12 protein-coding genes are annotated in these 15,907 nt (G+C 71.6%); 6 read left to right on the plus strand and 6 right to left on the minus strand.

Going from position 1 to position 15,907, the window contains the following annotated elements; translation table 11 throughout:
* Positions 1-70: 70 nt before the first annotated feature.
* On the plus strand, positions 71-2,179 hold the full coding sequence (gene fusA / locus CCN29_RS05640; RefSeq protein WP_086680333.1) for an elongation factor G: 2,109 nt from the start codon (positions 71-73) through the stop codon (positions 2,177-2,179).
* A gap of 208 nt (positions 2,180-2,387) precedes the next feature.
* Here the strand turns inward: fusA and CCN29_RS05645 are convergent, their stop codons facing one another.
* Positions 2,388-4,181 carry a pectate lyase-like domain-containing protein gene (locus tag CCN29_RS05645; protein ID WP_086680335.1) on the minus strand — a complete coding sequence of 598 codons (1,794 nt, stop codon included), beginning with the start codon at positions 4,179-4,181 and terminating at the stop codon, positions 2,388-2,390.
* A gap of 259 nt (positions 4,182-4,440) precedes the next feature.
* Between CCN29_RS05645 and CCN29_RS05650 the strand changes: the two genes are divergently transcribed.
* Genes CCN29_RS05650 through CCN29_RS05665 form a run of 4 tightly spaced genes read left to right on the plus strand, consistent with a single transcriptional unit; the run spans position 4,441 to position 9,003 of the window.
* Positions 4,441-5,757, plus strand: coding sequence for an ABC transporter substrate-binding protein (locus CCN29_RS05650; RefSeq protein WP_086680337.1), 1,317 nt, complete (start codon positions 4,441-4,443; stop codon positions 5,755-5,757).
* A 14-nt stretch (positions 5,758-5,771) separates the two neighbouring features.
* The gene (locus CCN29_RS05655; protein WP_006130656.1) at positions 5,772-6,761 is read left to right on the plus strand and encodes a carbohydrate ABC transporter permease; all 990 of its coding nucleotides are present in this window, start codon (positions 5,772-5,774) and stop codon (positions 6,759-6,761) included.
* 17 nt (positions 6,762-6,778) lie between these two features.
* Positions 6,779-7,618, plus strand: coding sequence for a carbohydrate ABC transporter permease (locus tag CCN29_RS05660; RefSeq protein ID WP_006130657.1), 840 nt, complete (start codon positions 6,779-6,781; stop codon positions 7,616-7,618).
* Positions 7,619-7,644: 26 nt separating this feature from the next.
* The gene (locus CCN29_RS05665; protein WP_086680340.1) at positions 7,645-9,003 is read left to right on the plus strand and encodes a GH1 family beta-glucosidase; all 1,359 of its coding nucleotides are present in this window, start codon (positions 7,645-7,647) and stop codon (positions 9,001-9,003) included.
* Positions 9,004-9,084: 81 nt separating this feature from the next.
* Here the strand turns inward: CCN29_RS05665 and CCN29_RS05670 are convergent, their stop codons facing one another.
* Together CCN29_RS05670 and CCN29_RS05675 are read right to left on the minus strand one after the other, a co-directional pair.
* The gene (locus tag CCN29_RS05670) at positions 9,085-9,294 is read right to left on the minus strand and encodes a tautomerase family protein (protein ID WP_006130659.1); all 210 of its coding nucleotides are present in this window, start codon (positions 9,292-9,294) and stop codon (positions 9,085-9,087) included.
* Between the two features lie 188 nt (positions 9,295-9,482).
* A complete protein-coding gene (locus CCN29_RS05675; protein ID WP_006130660.1) occupies positions 9,483-10,244 on the minus strand; it encodes an SDR family oxidoreductase in 762 nt (253 codons plus the stop codon).
* Positions 10,245-10,330: 86 nt separating this feature from the next.
* Here CCN29_RS05675 and CCN29_RS05680 point away from each other — a divergent pair, with 86 nt between their 5' ends.
* Positions 10,331-11,191 (plus strand): helix-turn-helix transcriptional regulator, encoded by an 861-nt coding sequence (locus CCN29_RS05680; protein ID WP_006130661.1) that lies wholly within the window; start codon positions 10,331-10,333, stop codon positions 11,189-11,191.
* A gap of 205 nt (positions 11,192-11,396) precedes the next feature.
* On the opposite strand, the gene CCN29_RS05685 is transcribed toward CCN29_RS05680, so the two are convergent.
* From CCN29_RS05685 to CCN29_RS05695, 3 genes are all read right to left on the minus strand, one after another.
* On the minus strand, positions 11,397-11,591 hold the full coding sequence (locus tag CCN29_RS05685; protein ID WP_143661281.1) for a hypothetical protein: 195 nt from the start codon (positions 11,589-11,591) through the stop codon (positions 11,397-11,399).
* Positions 11,592-11,778: 187 nt separating this feature from the next.
* On the minus strand, positions 11,779-14,709 hold the full coding sequence (locus CCN29_RS05690) for a DUF5682 family protein (RefSeq protein WP_086680343.1): 2,931 nt from the start codon (positions 14,707-14,709) through the stop codon (positions 11,779-11,781).
* The gene (locus tag CCN29_RS05695) at positions 14,706-15,830 is read right to left on the minus strand and encodes an ATP-binding protein (RefSeq protein WP_086680345.1); all 1,125 of its coding nucleotides are present in this window, start codon (positions 15,828-15,830) and stop codon (positions 14,706-14,708) included. The genes CCN29_RS05690 and CCN29_RS05695 overlap by 4 nt, the downstream gene beginning before the upstream one ends.
* Between the last annotated feature and the right edge of the window lie 77 nt (positions 15,831-15,907).

A 15,907-nucleotide genomic window follows, 5' to 3' on the forward strand; every position in this document is an offset into this window, starting at 1 on the left:
GAGTGCCCGGCGCCGTGCGCCGGGGAAATCGCGCTGCCCTTTTCCTGTTTCCTCCGAAAGGCCACGGGCCATGCGCACCACCGACCCCCTCGCCGTCGTCCGCAACCTCGGCATCCTCGCCCACGTCGACGCCGGCAAGACCACCGTCACCGAGCGGATCCTCTACGCCACCGGCACCACCCACAAGCGCGGCGAGGTGCACGACGGCACCACCGTCACCGACTTCGACCCGCAGGAGCGCGACCGGGGCATCACCATCTTCTCCGCCGCCGTGTCCTGCTCCTGGAACGGTCACCGGATCAACCTGATCGACACCCCGGGCCACGTCGACTTCGCCGACGAGGTCGAGCGTTCCCTGCGCGTCCTCGACGGGGCGGTCGCCGTGTTCGACGCGGTCGCCGGGGTGGAGCCGCAGAGCGAGTCGGTGTGGCGGCAGGCCGACCGGCACGGCGTCCCGCGCATCGCGTTCGTCAACAAGATGGACCGGGCCGGCGCCGACCTCGACGCCGCCGTCGCCTCCATCAGGGAGCGGCTGCACCCGGCGCCGCTGGCTGTGCAGCTGCCGGTCGGGGCCGAGGACGCCTTCACCGGCGTCGTCGACCTGCTCGGCCTGCGCGCCCTGACCTGGAGCGACGACGGCGAGGCCCGCGAGCCGGCACCCGTGCCGGAGGCCCTGCGCGAGGAGGCGCTCCGTCGGCGTCGGCTGCTGGAGGAGGCCGTCGCGGAACTGCATCCGGCCGCGCTGGAGGAGTTCTGCGACACGGGCGCGCTCCGCACGGGGACGCTCACGGCCGCCCTGCGGGAGCTGACCGCGCGCGGTGAGGCCGTGGTCGTGCTGTGCGGCTCCGCCTACCGCAACCGCGGGATCGAGCCGCTGCTGGACGCCGTCCTCGCCTACCTGCCGTCGCCGCTGGACGTGCCGCCGGTGCGCGGCACGCACGACGGCGCCGAGCAGGAGCGGCCCGCCGACCCGGCGGCGCCGCTCGCCGCCCTGGCGTTCAAGGTGACCGCCACCGCCACCGGACGCCTCACCTGTCTGCGCGTCTATTCCGGAACGATCGAACAGGGGGACACCGTGCGGGACGCCACCGCCGGCCGCGCCGAGCGCGTCGGGCGCATCCTGCGGCTCCACGCCGACCGGCACACGCGCCTTGACCGCGCGGTCGCCGGCGACATCGTGGCCGTGGTCGGGCTGAAGACCGCCCGCGCGGGCGCCACGCTGTGCGCGCCGGACGCCCCGCTGATGCTGGAGCCGCCCGGCACCGCCGAACCCGTCGTCTCGGTCGCCGTCGAGGCGCTGCGCGGCACGGACACCGGGCGGCTGGCGTCGGCGCTGGCCCGGCTCGCCGAGGAGGACCCCTCGCTGGTCGTGCGCACCGACCCGGAGACGGGGCAGACGGTGCTGTCCGGCATGGGCGAACTGCACCTGGAGGTCGCGGTGGAGCGGATCCGGCGCGAGCACGGGCTGGGCGTCGCCGTCGGCCGGCCCCGCGTCAGCCACCGGGAGACCGTGGGGCGCGGCGTGTCCGGGTTCGTGTACCGGCACGTCAAACAGGACGGCGGAGCCGGGCAGTTCGCGCACGTGGTGCTCGACGTCGAACCGCTCGGCGACGCGGAGAGCGGCTCGGCGGAGAGCGGCTCGGCGGAGAGCGGCTCCGCGGAGAGCGGCTCCGCGGAGGAGGGCTTCGCGTTCCGGTCGACGGTCGTCGGCGGCCGGGTGCCGCAGGAGTACGTCCGTGCCGTCGAGGCGGGCTGCCGGGACGCGCTCGCCGAGGGTCCCCTCGGCGGGCACCCGGTGACGGGTCTTCGGGTGACGCTCACCGACGGTTCGACGCACGTCAAGGACTCCTCCGACACCGCCTTCCGCACCGCGGGCCGGCTCGGACTGCGGGACGCCCTGCGGGCGTGCGCGATGGTGCTGCTGGAGCCGGTCGCCGAGGTCACGGTGACCGTGCCGCAGGACGCGGTGGGGTCCGTGCTCGGTGACCTGGCCGCGCGGCGCGGCCGGGTGAGCGGCTCTGCCACGCGGGCGGGCGCAGCGGTCGTCACGGCGACCGTGCCGCTGGCCGAACTCTTCGGCTACGCGACCCGGTTGCGCAGCCGCACCCAGGGCCGCGGCACGTTCACCAGCCGGCCCACCGGGTACGCCCCGGCCTCGGCGTCCGTGCCGGCACGGTAGCCCGGTGCCGTAACCCAGCGCGGTAGCCCGTACGGCACGCCGTGCGACGGCTCGTACGGCAGGCCGTGCGACGGCCGTACGGCGCCCCGTGCCGCGGGCCCTGAACGGCGGCCCCTCCCGCTCCCGGAGCCGGGAGGGGCCGCCACCGGTGCCGAGGGGGCGCGCCCGGCCGTCGGCGTCGGCCAAGGCGTGCCCCCCGGCGCCGGGGTCAGGGGTACGACACCACCTTGGACGGCACCGTGTCGGTGCCCGAGGTGGGGGCGCCGGTGTCGTTGATGACGCACTCGTACTGGCCGTGGCCGCTCAGCGAGACGACCAGCAGGTCGTGGAAGCGCACGCCCGGACGGTTCGGCGCGGCGAAGCCGTGGTGCTGGACGATGCTCGGGTTGACGTTGTAGTAGCAGTAACTGCCCATGCCCCAGCCCTCGTGGGTGGTGACATGGTCGCCGACCTTGTACGCCGCGTAGCCCTTGATCGAGCCGTTCTGGATGGCGGCCTGGTCGGGGGCGTCGTACGCCTTCTCGTTCTGGAAGAAGATCGTGCGGCCGCGTTCGCCGTTCCACTGCACGTCGTACTTGTTGAAGTGTTCGACGAACAGACCGGTGGCGAGGACGTCGTGGCCGTTGACGACGACGCCGTAGTCGCAGCGGTTGGTCTCCCAGCCCACGCCGTCGCCGTGGTCGGCGCGCCAGACCCAGGTGTGGTCGACGATGGTGTGCCGGGCGTTGATCACCATGCTGGTGGTCGCCTTGCCGGGGCCCGCGCCGCCGATGCGGATGAAGACGTCCTGCACGGTGATGGGGTCGGCGGAGTGGTCCCGGGAGGCGCCCCGCGGGCCGACCTCGAGCAGGACGGGCGAGTTGACCGGTCCCGCGTCGATCAGGAAGCCCGCCAGCCGCACGCCGTCGACGTCGTCGACCTTCAGGGCGGTGACGCCGTTGTCGGGGATCAGGGTGGCGTAGCCGAGGCCCAGCACGACCGTGCCGGCGCGGGTGACCCGGACGGGCTGGTCCACGTGGTAGATGCCCGGGGTGAGCAGCAGGTTGAGGCCCTGGGCGAGCGCCTGGTTGAGGGTGGCGGCCGAGTCGCCGGGCTTGGCGACGTAGAAGCGCTCCAGCGGCAGGGAGGTGCCGCGCGGGGTGCCGTTGCCCCAGGTGACGCCGCGCGCGTTGGTCCGCAGGGCGGGCAGGAAGACGCGGTACCGGTCGCCGTCGAGGTACAGGAAGGGCTTCTCGCGGGAGACCGGCGTGGTGTCCAGCGTGGTGTACGGCGGCTCGGGGAAGCTCTGCGCGGGGGCGCCCTCGACGCCGGAGAACACCATGTTCCACACGGCGTTGGTCCAGCCGCCGACCGAGCTGTCCCGGGTGTACCACTGCTGCTGCGAGTACGGGCCGACGGTGCCGTCGACGCGGCTGTCGGCGATGTAGCCGCCGCTCGCCCAGCCGTAGCCGGACGGGGCGAGGTTGAGGCCGCCGCGTACGTGCATCCGCCGGAACGGCGCGGCCTGCGCGACCGCCCACCGGTTGGTGCCGTTGACCGGGACGAGCGCCAGGTTCTCCGCCGAACGCCAGAAGTTCTGGGTGGCGTTGCCGTCGAACCAGCCGGCGTCGACCGTCACGTCACCGTTGATGGTGGTGTCGTCGGGGGAGAGGCCGAGCCCGGAGATGGAGGTGTAGAAGCCGATCTGGGCGTTGAGCCCGTGGTACGTGCCCGGCTTGAAGAGGAGTTGATAGCGGCCGGTGCCGAACTGGGCGCGCTCCTGCTGCCGGAAGACCTCGTCGAGGCGGGCCTGGATGCCGGGGGTGGACGGGTCGAAGACGATCACGTTGGGGCCGAGATCGCCGCCGGCCTTCAGCCGGCGCGGCTTCTTGCGCCGGGCCGCGGGCGCGGCGGAGGCCACCGAGGGCAGTCCGGCCAGAACGGGGGCGGCCGCGGCGGCGCCGAGAACGGCGCGGCGGCCGAGGACGGACGGTCGGGGGGACGACGGGGAGTCGGACGTCATGGGCGGCTCTCCTGGTTCGGGAAATGAACGGCGTGGGGTGCGGGGAGCGCTCTCTCGCCGCTGAATGGTTCATCCCTGGAACACATGAGTCAAGAGGTGCGGCGGGAGTTGGGTGACTCCGTCGAAACCCTTGACGTACCGCCGCCGCAGGGTTTAACTCACGTCCTAAATTAAGCCATGAGGCGTTGCTCCGGCGCGCCCTGTGCGCACCCCTTTTGCACTGCCTGTCTGCACTTCCCGGAAAGGGACACCAGGAGCCATGCGCAGAATCCGAGCCGCGGCCACAGGCGCCGTCATGCTGTCTCTCGCACTCGCCGCCTCGGCCTGCGGGGGCGGTTCGAGCAACGGGGGCGGGTCCAACGACTCGCCGAAGGAACTCACCTACTGGGCCTCCAACCAGGGCGCCAGCATCGAGGTCGACAAGAAGGTCCTCCAGCCCGAACTCGACAAGTTCGAGAAGCAGACCGGCATCAAGGTCAAGCTGGAGGTCGTGCCCTGGTCCGACCTGCTCAACCGCATCCTCACCGCCACCACCTCCGGCCAGGGCCCGGACGTGCTGAACATCGGCAACACCTGGTCCGCCTCGCTCCAGGCCACCGGCGGTCTCCTGCCCTGGGACAAGGCGCAGTTCGACAAGATCGGCGGCAAGGACCGCTTCGTCGACTCCGCGCTCGGCTCCACCGGCACCGAGGGCCAGGACCCGGCCGCCGTGCCGCTGTACTCCATGGCCTACGCCCTCTACTACAACAAGCAGAAGTTCGCCGAGGCCGGCATCGACGCCCCGCCCGCCACCTGGGACGAGCTGGTGGCCGCCGGCAAGAAGCTGTCCAAGGACGGCAACTGGGGCATCGCCATGGAGGGCTCCAACCCCTCCGAGAACATCCACCACGCCTACGTCTTCGCCAAGCAGCACGGCGCCGACTTCTTCACCCCCGACGGCAAGCCCGACTTCACCAACGACGGCGTCGTCACCGCGGTCAAGCAGTACGTCGACCTCATGGCCAAGGACAAGATCATCGCCCCGGGCAACGCCGAGTACGCCCAGAACCAGTCGGTCAGCGACTTCGCCAAGGGCAAGACCGGCATGCTGCTGTGGCAGTCCGCCTCCGCCAACCTCAAGTCCCAGGGCATGAGCGAGGACGCCTACGGCATCGCCCCCGTGCCCGTGCAGTCCGGCACCCCCGGCGCCGGCAAGCAGGTCAACTCCATGGTCGCCGGCATCAACCTCGCCGTCTTCAAGAACACCGACAACCTCGACGGCGCAACCGAGTTCGTGAAGTTCATGACCAGCGACGCCGAGCAGAAGATCCTCAACACCGCCTACAGCTCCATCCCGCCGGTCAAGGCCGCACAGCAGGACGCCGCCTTCAACACCCCCGCCAACGCCGTGCTGAAGGACACCCTCGCCAAGAGCGCCGTCGCCCTGCCGCAGGTGCCCGACGAGTCCCAGTTCGAGACCGCCGTCGGCACCGCCGTCAAGGAACTGTTCGCCGACGCCGCCGCCGGACGCCCGGTCACCACCGCATCGGTCAAGGCCGCGCTCACCAAGGCGCAGCAGCAGATGCCCACGAAGTGAGTCACCCCACCGCCATGACCGCCACCGCCCCCGCAGCGGAGGCCACCGTGCGGAAGAGCTCCCCCGGTGCGGCGCGCGGCCCCCGCCGCCGCACCGGGCGGATCCGCCGCATCGGACTGCCCTACCTGCTGCTTCTGCCCGCGCTGCTTCTCGAACTCCTCGTCCACCTGGTGCCGATGGTCATCGGTATCGTGATGAGCTTCAAGGAACTCACCCAGTTCTACATCCGCGACTGGGGCACCGCCCCCTGGGCCGGCTTCGACAACTACTCGGTGTCGGTGGACTTCGACGCCCCCGTCGGCAAGGCTCTGTTCCACTCCTTCCTCGTCACCGTCGCCTTCACCCTGCTGTCCGTCGGCCTGTGCTGGCTGATCGGCACCGCCGCCGCGGTGTTCATGCAGGACACCTTCCGCGGCCGCGGCCTGCTGCGCGCCCTGTTCCTGGTGCCGTACGCGCTGCCCGTCTACGCGGCCGTCATCACCTGGGTGTTCATGTTCCAGCACGACAACGGCCTGGTGAACCACGTCCTGCACGACCAGCTCGGTCTCACCGACAAGCCGTCGTTCTGGCTGATCGGCGACAACAGCTTCATCGCCCTGCTCACCGTGTCGGTGTGGAAGGGCTGGCCGTTCGCCTTCCTCATCGTCATGGCCGGCCTCCAGAACATCCCCCGCGAGCTGTACGAGGCCGCCGCCCTCGACGGCGCCGGCATGATCCAGCAGCTCCGCCGCATCACCCTGCCGTCGCTCCGCCCGGTCAACCAGGTGCTGATCCTCGTCCTGTTCCTGTGGACGTTCAACGACTTCAACACCCCGTACGTCCTGTTCGGCAAGAGCGCGCCCGAGGCCGCCGACCTGATCTCCGTGCACATCTACCAGGCGTCCTTCGTCACCTGGAACTTCGGCACGGGCTCCGCGATGTCGGTGCTGCTCCTGCTGTTCCTGCTCGTCGTCACCGGCGTCTACCTCGCCCTCACCTCACGCGGACGGAGGACCGCCTCATGAGCACGCCCCGGTCCCCGATGGCCCCGCCCCGCTCGTTCCTGTGGACGCGGCGCGTCTTCCTGACGCTCCTCACCGGGTTCGTGCTGATCCCGGTGTACGTCATGCTGTCCAGCTCGCTGAAGCCGCTCGCCGACGTCACCGGCACGTTCCGCTGGCTGCCGACCGAGCTGACGATCCGCCCGTACATCGACATCTGGTCCACCGTCCCGCTCGGCCGCTACTTCGTGAACTCGCTGATCGTGGCGGGCGCGGCCACCGTCTGCTCGGTCGTCATCGCCGTGTTCTCCGCGTACGCGGTCAGCCGCTACTCGTTCCGCGGCAAGCGTGTCTTCACGGTGACGGTCCTGTCGACGCAGATGTTCCCCGGCATCCTGTTCCTCCTGCCGCTGTTCCTCATCTACGTCAACATCGGCAACGCCACCGGCATCGCCCTGTTCGGCTCCCGCGGCGGCCTGATCCTCACCTATCTGACTTTCTCGCTGCCGTTCTCCATCTGGATGCTCATCGGCTACTTCGACTCCGTGCCGCGCGACCTGGACGAGGCGGCACTCGTCGACGGCTGCGGCCCGCTCGGCGCGCTGTTCCGCGTCGTCGTCCCGGCCGCCGTGCCCGGCATCGTCGCCGTCGCGGTCTACGCCTTCATGACCGCCTGGGGCGAAGTCCTCTTCGCGTCCGTGATGACCAACGACACCACCCGCACCCTGGCGGTCGGCCTCCAGGGCTACTCCACCCTCAACGACGTGTACTGGAACCAGATCATGGCCGCCTCCCTCGTGGTGAGCGTCCCCGTGGTCGCCGGGTTCCTGCTCCTCCAGCGCTACCTCGTCGCCGGCCTGACGGCAGGCGCCGTCAAGTGACCACCCCCCGCCCCGAAAGGACCTCCGTGACCATCGACTACGCCGCCCTCCCCGACGACTTCCTGTGGGGCACGGCCACCTCGGCCTACCAGATCGAGGGCGCCGTGGCGGAGGACGGCCGTTCTCCGTCGATCTGGGACACCTTCTCGCACACCCCCGGCCGGATCGACAACGACGACCACGGCGACGTCGCCTGCGACCACTACCACCGCTGGCGCGAGGACATCGGCCTGATGCGCCGCCTCGGCGCCAACGCCTACCGCCTGTCCGTCGCCTGGCCGCGGGTGATGCCCGGCGGCGACGGCCCGGTCAACGCCAAGGGCCTCGCCTTCTACGACCAGTTGGTCGACGGGCTCCTCGAGGTCGGCATCACCCCGTCGGTCACCCTCTACCACTGGGACCTGCCCCAGGCCCTCCAGGACCGCGGCGGCTGGCCCGAGCGCGACACCGCCGAACACTTCGCCGCGTACGCCTCCGCGGTCGCCGAACGCCTCGGCGACCGCGTCCACCACTGGGCCACCCTCAACGAGCCCTTGTGCTCGGCCTGGATCGGCCACCTCGAGGGCAAGATGGCGCCCGGCTGGACCGACCTCACGGCGGCCGTCCGCGCCTCCTACCACCTGCTCCTCGGCCACGGCCTTGCCGCCCGCGCCATCCGCGCCGCCGCCTCCGGCGCGCAGGTCGGCATCGTCAACAACCTCTCCACCATCCACCCGGCGAGCGACAGCCCTGAGGACCGCGCCGCCGCCCTCCGCATGGACGGCCACACCAACCGCTGGTGGCTCGACCCGGTCCACGGCCGGGGCTTCCCCGAGGACATGCGCGAGGTCTACGCCGTCGACCTCCCCGAACGGCCCGGCGACCTCGAGACCATCGCCGTCCCGCTCGACTGGATCGGCCTCAACTACTACTTCCCGCAGGTGGTCACCGCCGACCCCGACGGGCCCGCCCCCTACGCCGCCACCGTCCGCCGGGACGGCGTGCAGCGCACCGGCATGGACTGGGAGATCGACCCCAGCGGCATCGAGGACCTCCTGCTGCGCCTCACGGACGAGTACGGCGCCCGCAGGATCTACGTCACCGAGAACGGCTCCGCGTTCCCCGACGTGGTCCGCCCCGACGGCACCGTCGACGACCCCGAGCGCCAGGACTACCTCACCCGACACATCGCCGCCTGCGCCTCCGCCGCCCGCAAGGGCGCCCCGCTGGCCGGCTACTTCGCCTGGTCCCTGCTGGACAACTTCGAGTGGGCGTACGGCTACGACAAGCGCTTCGGCCTGGTCCACGTCGACTACGCCACCCAGACCCGCACGATCAAGGGCTCCGGCCACCGGTACGCGGACATCGTCCGGGGGCACGGGGAGCAGGTGCGGAAGGCGGCGTGAGCATGGCGGTGCCGGTGGGAGCGGGTACCGTTCGGCGCCGGTGGGCGCGGGGCCCTACCCGCGCCCGCCGACGGCCGTGGGTCAGGCGTCGCCGTTGAGCAGGGCGGCGGTGAGGACGTGACCGCCCACGCCCCAGCCGCCGTCGGCGACCTCGTCGACGAGCACCACGGTGGTGGCGCGGGCGCGCTCACCGTAGATCTCGGCGTACAGATCGGTGGTGCGCTCGACGATCTTCTTCTTGTCGTCGGCGCTGAGGGTGTCGGCGGGGACCTTGAAGTGGGCGAAAGGCATGGGGGTACTCCTTGGTGTCTCTGAGGGAGGCTGGGGACGCGGTACGGGCGTCGCACGGACGTGCGCCGGGGTGACCGGCGGGTCTCGGGCGACCGGCGGGTCTCGGGCGACCGGTGGGTCCTGGGCGGACCGCGGGTCCTGGGCGGACCGCGGGTCCCGGGGGGCCGGCACGGTGGCCGGCCGGGTGGTCACACCATTCCGCCGTTGGCCCGCAGGACCTGGCCGTTCACCCAGTGCCCCGCCGGGCTGGTGAGGAAGGCGGCGACCCGGGCGATGTCCTCCGGGGTGCCCAGCCGCTCCAGCGGCGGGGTCTTCGCGAGCCGGTCGATCTCCTCCGGCGTCTTGCCGTCGAGGAACAGGTCGGTGGCCGTGGGGCCGGGGGCGACGGTGTTCACCGTGATGTCCCGGCCGCGCAGCTCACGGGCGAGGATCAGGGTGATCGACTCGACGGCGGCCTTGCTCGCCACATACGCGCCGTAACCGGGGAACTGCGTCCCGACCACGGAGGTCGACACGCCCAGGAAGGAGCCGCCGGACCGCAGCCGCCGCGCGGCCTGCTGGGCCACCACGAAGGCACCGCGGATGTTGGTGCGGTGCATCGCGTCGAGGGCGGCCAGATCGAGGTCGGCGACGGGCGACAGGACCATGCGGCCGGCGGCGTTCACCACGACGTCCACGCCGCCGAACTCCTGCTCCGCCCGGTCGAACAGCGCGGCGACCGCGTGCTCGTCCGCCACGTCCGCCCGCACGGCGGTCGCCTTCCCGCCGTCCGCCGTGATCGCCTTCACGGTCTCCTCGGCCGAGGACGCGTCCCTTGTGTAGTTCACCACCACCGCGAGACCGTCGCGGGCGAGCTGGAGCGACACCGCGCGGCCGATGCCGCGCGAACCGCCGGTGACGAGGGCGACCCGTTCGGGAGCCGGGGTGTGAGGGCTGTCATGCGTAGTCATGCCTCCACGGTGCGCGGTCCCGGCCGGCGCAACCAGGGGACGCCATCCCCTGGGTCGGCGCCCCGGCCGGGCACACAATGGAGCACATGGGTTCAGCGAAGTACACCGAGCTCGGGGCGTTCCTCAGGTCGCGCCGGGACCGCATCCGCCCGGCCGACGTGGGTCTTCCCGCAGGGCCGCGGCGCCGGGTGCCCGGTCTGCGCCGGGAGGAGGTCGCGCAGCTAGCCGGGGCGTCGGTGGACTACTACAACGAACTCGAACGCGGAGCCGGCTCCCAGCCGTCGGATCAGATGATCGCAGCCCTGGCCCGGGCGCTGCGGCTGACCGCCGACGAGCGCGACTACCTCTACCGGCTGGCGGACCGCCCCGTGCCCGCCCCGGGCGGGGTGACCGCGCACGTCCACCCCGGCATGCTCGACCTGATCCAGCGGATGCCGTCCACACCCGCGCAGGTCATTACCGACCTCCACGTCACGCTCGTGCAGAACCGGCTCGCGGTGGCGCTCCTCGGCGACCAGTCGGGCTTCCGCGGACCGCGCGCGAGCTTCGTCCACCGGTGGTTCACCGAGCCCGAAGCGCGCCTGCTCTACCCGGAGGCCGACCATGCGACCCAGTCGCGGGCGTTCGTCGCCGACCTCCGCGCGGCCGCTGCCCGCAGGGACGCCAAGGACACCGAGGCCGCCTCGATGATCCGCACCCTGCTGCAGGCCTCCCCGGAGTTCGCCGCCCTCTGGGCCGAGCACGACGTGGCGTTCCGCCGCGACGACCGCAAGCGGATCCGGCACCCCGCCCTCGGGGTCGTGGAGGTCAACTGCCTGAACCTGTTCAGCGAGGACGGCCGGCAGCGCCTGCTGTGGTTCACCCCGGCCCTGGGCACCGACAGCGCGGACCTCCTCGACCTGCTCGCGGTCCTCGGCACGCAGGACGTGGTCGAGTCCGGGGCGTGAGCAGCCTTTGGCGACCGGGGGTGCTCCGGCAGGCACGGCCGTCGTGACCTGCGTCGGGCCCACGGCCCGACGGGCTTCCGCCGGTGTGGTCATCCAGGCTGCATCCACCGCTTCACTGCCGCCCGTTGTTCCGTCGGCCATCCCACGCCGGACATGTGCGGTCCCTTCTTCCTCGAGCCATGGCGGCCGGTCGGCTCCCTCCGTCTCACTTGTCGCGCGAGCGGATGGCCACTGCCACTCCGATCGAGACGACCACACCGACCACGGTCACCCAGACGGCCGGCTTCAGGCCTGCCACCATGCCGAAGGCACCGATGAGCACAAGGGCGATCCCAGCGACCAGGGCGATCCACAGTCCAGTAGCAGCCACCGCTCGTCCGGCCTCGTCGTCGTGGTCCACCACGTTTCCTCGATCGTCACCAGTGCCCACGTGCTTTCCTTCTGCCAAGCCTCCCCGTACGAGGACATCGCCGCTGATGGAGTGACACGTGCCCGCGGGTTCGCGGATGAAATCGGTGTCGCTGCCGTTACCCGTGAAGGGGACGTCGATGCCGGCCCCCCGGTCCAAGAGGGGCCGGCATCTGCCGTCACCTGTCGGCGAGCAACGGCTCCAGCGCCTCGGCCGTGGCCGGATGGCGAAGCGTCAGCGCTGCCCCCGCCACCGCGGTGTCGCCCGCCGCTGCCCAGCCACCGTCGCACCCGAGCAGCTCCGCCACCGCGTCGCACGTCGCCGGATGCGCCGACAGCAGAGGCGCGCCCGGCCGGGCGGGTGCGTCGTGCTGCTGCCAGCCGTCCTCGCAGCCCAGCAGCTCCGCCACCGCGTCGCACGTCGCCGGACGGGCTGCGAGCAGTGCGGCGCCCACCGGGGCCGTGGCCGTGCGCTGTGCCCGCGAGGCCGCGAAGGGGTCCTCCTGCGGCATCCGCCACGGCGGTATCCACGCGTCCAGGGCCGGCAGCCGGCCCGGGAAGATACGGCCCGCCTCGCGGATCAGCAACGGGGCGAGGTCGGCCGCGCCCTTGCGCAGCGTGGTGATCAGGAGCGGCAGCCACGGGAGCAGCACCGCGTCCGGCAGACGCCCGAACGCGTTCGACACCGCCTCCACCACCACGTCCGCCAGCCCCGGCACCGGCTCCAGCGCGTGCACGAAGCCGTTCAGATAGCGCGGGTAGGAGGGCACTACCAGGGGGTTGTCCAGCAACTCCGCGCACCGGGACCGCAGCTCCGCGCGCGACAGGGTGCCGAGCTGGACCTGTGCCGCCCACAGCAGCGCCGTCTTGGACGGGTCGTCCGGGTGCGACTGGGCGACCGCCAGCTCCAGCTGCGTACGGTCACAGCCCAGCGACAGGGCGAGGCTCTCCATGCTGAACAGGAAACCCAGCATCGCCGCGACCTGCCCCACCGTCGCGTCCTCGTCCCGGAACGCCGTCGGCAGCAGCGTGCAGTAGTGCGCGTACCCCGTCTTCACGAAGGACTCGATCCACGCCGGCAGCTCCGGCCGGCTCGTGCGGTAGTACGCCAGCAGTGCCCGGGCCCGGCGCAGCACCTCCGGCGCCCCGTCGACGCTGCGCTCCGCGGCCAGCACCTTCAGCGCGTGGGTGCCCAGCTCGTCCGCCAGGCGCCCGCTGCGCAGGTACAGCAAGGTGTCATCGATAGCTGCCAGCACCCCCGCCGTGGTCGCCCGCGGCCCGTACGCCTCGCGCCGCAGCCGCTGCTCCAGGACCTGCTCGAGGCTGACGCCCTCGTAGCCGAGCTCGATCAGCGCCCGCTGGTGGGTGCCGAGCGCCAGGTCCCAGGACTCCTGGATCGACCGCTCACCGAGCCGCCGCTCACCCATGATCGGGCGGGCCGCGGCCGCCGGCATCAGCCGCCGCAGCATCCACAGCACGTCCGAGCACGCCTCCAGCTCCGGCCGCCCGGCGATGTCCAGCAACGCCCGCTGCACACCGCGCTGTTGCAGCTTCATCCCGAGCGGCTCCAGCCGGTCGTACACGTCCCGGGCGAGCGGCGGCAGCGCCTCGTAGCCCACCTGCCCGATCCGGTCGCCGCCCATCATGATCTCGACGAGCCGGCGCACGTCCCTGCGCCCCGGCACGCTGTCCTTCTCGATGCAGGTGACCGCCGCGTCCTGGAAGTCGTACGGGGTCGGCTTCGCCCGGTCCCGCATCCCCGCGAGCAGGATCGACGTCTCGAACACGGCGATGGCGTCGGCGGTCGACGCGAGGTAGCCGTTGCGCCGGGCCGCCCGCACGATGTCCACGGACCAGCCCAGCAGTTCCGCCTCGTCCACGGAGTCCAGCACGGGCGGCTGATGCAGGAAGCCGGTCAGCCGGTCCGTGGCGGGTGCCTGGGCGGCGGATCCGGCGGGCAGCGCCTTCTTCGCGCGGGACTTCCGCGCGCCCGCCTGGCCCTCCAGCCGGTAGGGCCGCACCCGCGTCCGGGTCAGGCTCTTCTGCCACGTCGTCGCCGCGATCGACACCGACCCCGCCGCCAGCCCGAACTGCGCCTCGATCGCCGCGTGACTCGACGGGATCAGCCCGTACTGCCAGGTGGTCGCCGTACGCGGGGAGATCGTGAACGCGCCCGAGCGGCCGTGCACGCCGAACTCCTCCACCCGGCTGGCCGCGTGGAACGCCCCGCACACGTACAGGCAGTCCTCCGGGTCCGTGCCTGTCGCCTCCAGGTGCTCACGCATCCGGGTCCACATGTACCGCTCGCGGTCCTCGTCCACCCGGACCCGGGAGCCGTCGCCCGGCGCGAGCCGCCGGAACAGGCTGCCGATGAGGAACATGACCTGGCGGTAGGTGTCGTGGTCGCTGTCCCCGAGCGGCACCTCCACGTACTGGTGCCACCACTCCGACCAGTGCCGCACCTTGCCGTGGCGCAGCAGATGCTCCTCCAGTTCCGCGAAGCGCGGGCGCAGGTCGCCGATCTCGACACCGACCGCCTCACCGTGCAGCGCGGCCTCCTCGGACTTCGGCGCCTCCTCCGCCTCGGCCGGGGACCCGTCGGTCTCCGCGGCCTCCGAGGTGTTGGCCCGGTCCCACTGGAAGACGTGGTCGGAGGAGCGGTCGACCAGGACCAGCTCCACGCCCGGCGTGTCCAGGGCGTAGGCGATGGCCTGGTACTCGGCGGACGCCTCCGTGATCGGCGCGACGACCGACAGCGGCGCCCACTCCTGGGGGAAGCCGTCGATCTCGCCCGCGAACGCCTGCACCGCGACGGGGAGCCGGCAGTTGCGCAGCTCGGTCAGCAGCGGCGCCATGTCCTCGCACAGCTCCAGGTACACCACCTTGGGCTGCTTCTCCCGCAGCCGGCGTGCCATCGCCAGCGCGGAGGCGGGGGAGTGGTGGCAGACCGGGAAGATCTCCAGCGGCTCGCGCACCGCCCGGTCGACGTCGTCCACCATGCCCAGGAGGATGCCCTCCAGGGCGTCCGGCCCGCCCGCGAACTCGGACGCCGCCCCTTGCAGTTGCGTACGCAGCGCGGTGAACACACCGCTCTCCTGAGGCCCGCTCACGACAGGGTGGCGATCGCGTCGCGGCCGCCCTCGAGGAACTCGGGCCAGGCCCCGCCCTGCTCCTTGCTGCGCGGCTCGACGACCCCGTGCAGGTACTTGTTGAGTATCGCCAGGTCCTCCGGCTCGCGCCGGGTCAGCGAACCGACCAGCGAGGACGCCAGGGTGCGGGCGGTCACGGCGCGCTCACCGAAGAAGTTGCTGTGCAGCACGGCGTCCTCCAGCACACCGATCTGCTCGGCCGTCGACAGCGCGGACTCCAGCTTCTCGTCGTCGCTGCCGGCCGCCGCGGCGGAGGCCCGCAGGTCGGCGAAGCTCTGGAGCAGCACGTCGAGCAGCGTCGGCGGCACGTCCAGGTCGATCGCGTGCCGGCGCAGCAGCTCCTCCGTGCGGAAGCGGACGATCTCCGCCTCGCTCTTCTTGTTCGTCACCACCGGGATACGCACGAAGTTGAAGCGGCGCTTCAGCGCGGACGACAGGTCGTTGACGCCCCGGTCGCGGCTGTTGGCGGTGGCGATGATGGAGAAACCGGGCTTGGCGAACACGATGTTGTCGTCGCCGCCACCGCTTTCAAGCTCCGGAACGGAGATGTACTTCTCGGAGAGGATCGAGATCAGCGCGTCCTGCACGTCACTGGTGGACCGGGTCAGCTCCTCGAAGCGGCCGATGGAACCGGCCTCCATCGCCGTCATGATCGGCGAGGGGATCATCGACTCACGCGACTGGCCTTTGGCGATCACCATCGACACGTTCCACGAGTACTTGATGTGGTCCTCGGTGGTGCCGGCCGTGCCCTGCACCACCAGCGTGGAGTTGCGGCAGATCGCCGCCGACAGCAGCTCGGCGAGCCAGCTCTTGCCCGTGCCGGGATCACCGATGAGCAGCAGGCCGCGGTCGGAGGCGAGGGTGACGATCGACCGCTCCACGAAGCTGCGGTCGCCGAACCACTTCTGAGAGATCTCACGGTCCAGTCCGTCGGCCCGCTCCGAACCGAGGATGAACAACCGCACCATCTTGGGCGACAGGCGCCACGAGAACGGCTTGGGGTTGTCGTCGATCGACTCCAGCCAGTCGAGCTCCTCGGCGTACTTGATCTCGGCGGGGGCGCGCAGCAGTTCGGACATGAGGGATGAGCCTTTCGATATAAGGGTCGCGTGATCGCGAAAGTGACGGGGTGAGAAGAGGTCGGTAAGCCGTCGGG

Source organism: Streptomyces pseudogriseolus (genome assembly GCA_002154585.1).
In the GTDB taxonomy this organism is placed as follows: domain Bacteria; phylum Actinomycetota; class Actinomycetes; order Streptomycetales; family Streptomycetaceae; genus Streptomyces; species Streptomyces pseudogriseolus.

Coding starts and splice junctions, on each gene's coding strand:
- CCN29_RS05670 (WP_006130659.1), bottom strand. CDS start 9,294: ATGCCTTTCGCCCACTTCAAGGTCCCCGCCGACACCCTCAGCGCCGAC.
- CCN29_RS05675 (WP_006130660.1), bottom strand. CDS start 10,244: ATGACTACGCATGACAGCCCTCACACCCCGGCTCCCGAACGGGTCGCC.
- CCN29_RS05655 (WP_006130656.1), top strand. CDS start 5,772: ATGACCGCCACCGCCCCCGCAGCGGAGGCCACCGTGCGGAAGAGCTCC.
- CCN29_RS05680 (WP_006130661.1), top strand. CDS start 10,331: ATGGGTTCAGCGAAGTACACCGAGCTCGGGGCGTTCCTCAGGTCGCGC.
- CCN29_RS05645 (WP_086680335.1), bottom strand. CDS start 4,181: ATGACGTCCGACTCCCCGTCGTCCCCCCGACCGTCCGTCCTCGGCCGC.
- fusA (WP_086680333.1), top strand. CDS start 71: ATGCGCACCACCGACCCCCTCGCCGTCGTCCGCAACCTCGGCATCCTC.
- CCN29_RS05650 (WP_086680337.1), top strand. CDS start 4,441: ATGCGCAGAATCCGAGCCGCGGCCACAGGCGCCGTCATGCTGTCTCTC.
- CCN29_RS05660 (WP_006130657.1), top strand. CDS start 6,779: ATGGCCCCGCCCCGCTCGTTCCTGTGGACGCGGCGCGTCTTCCTGACG.
- CCN29_RS05695 (WP_086680345.1), bottom strand. CDS start 15,830: ATGTCCGAACTGCTGCGCGCCCCCGCCGAGATCAAGTACGCCGAGGAG.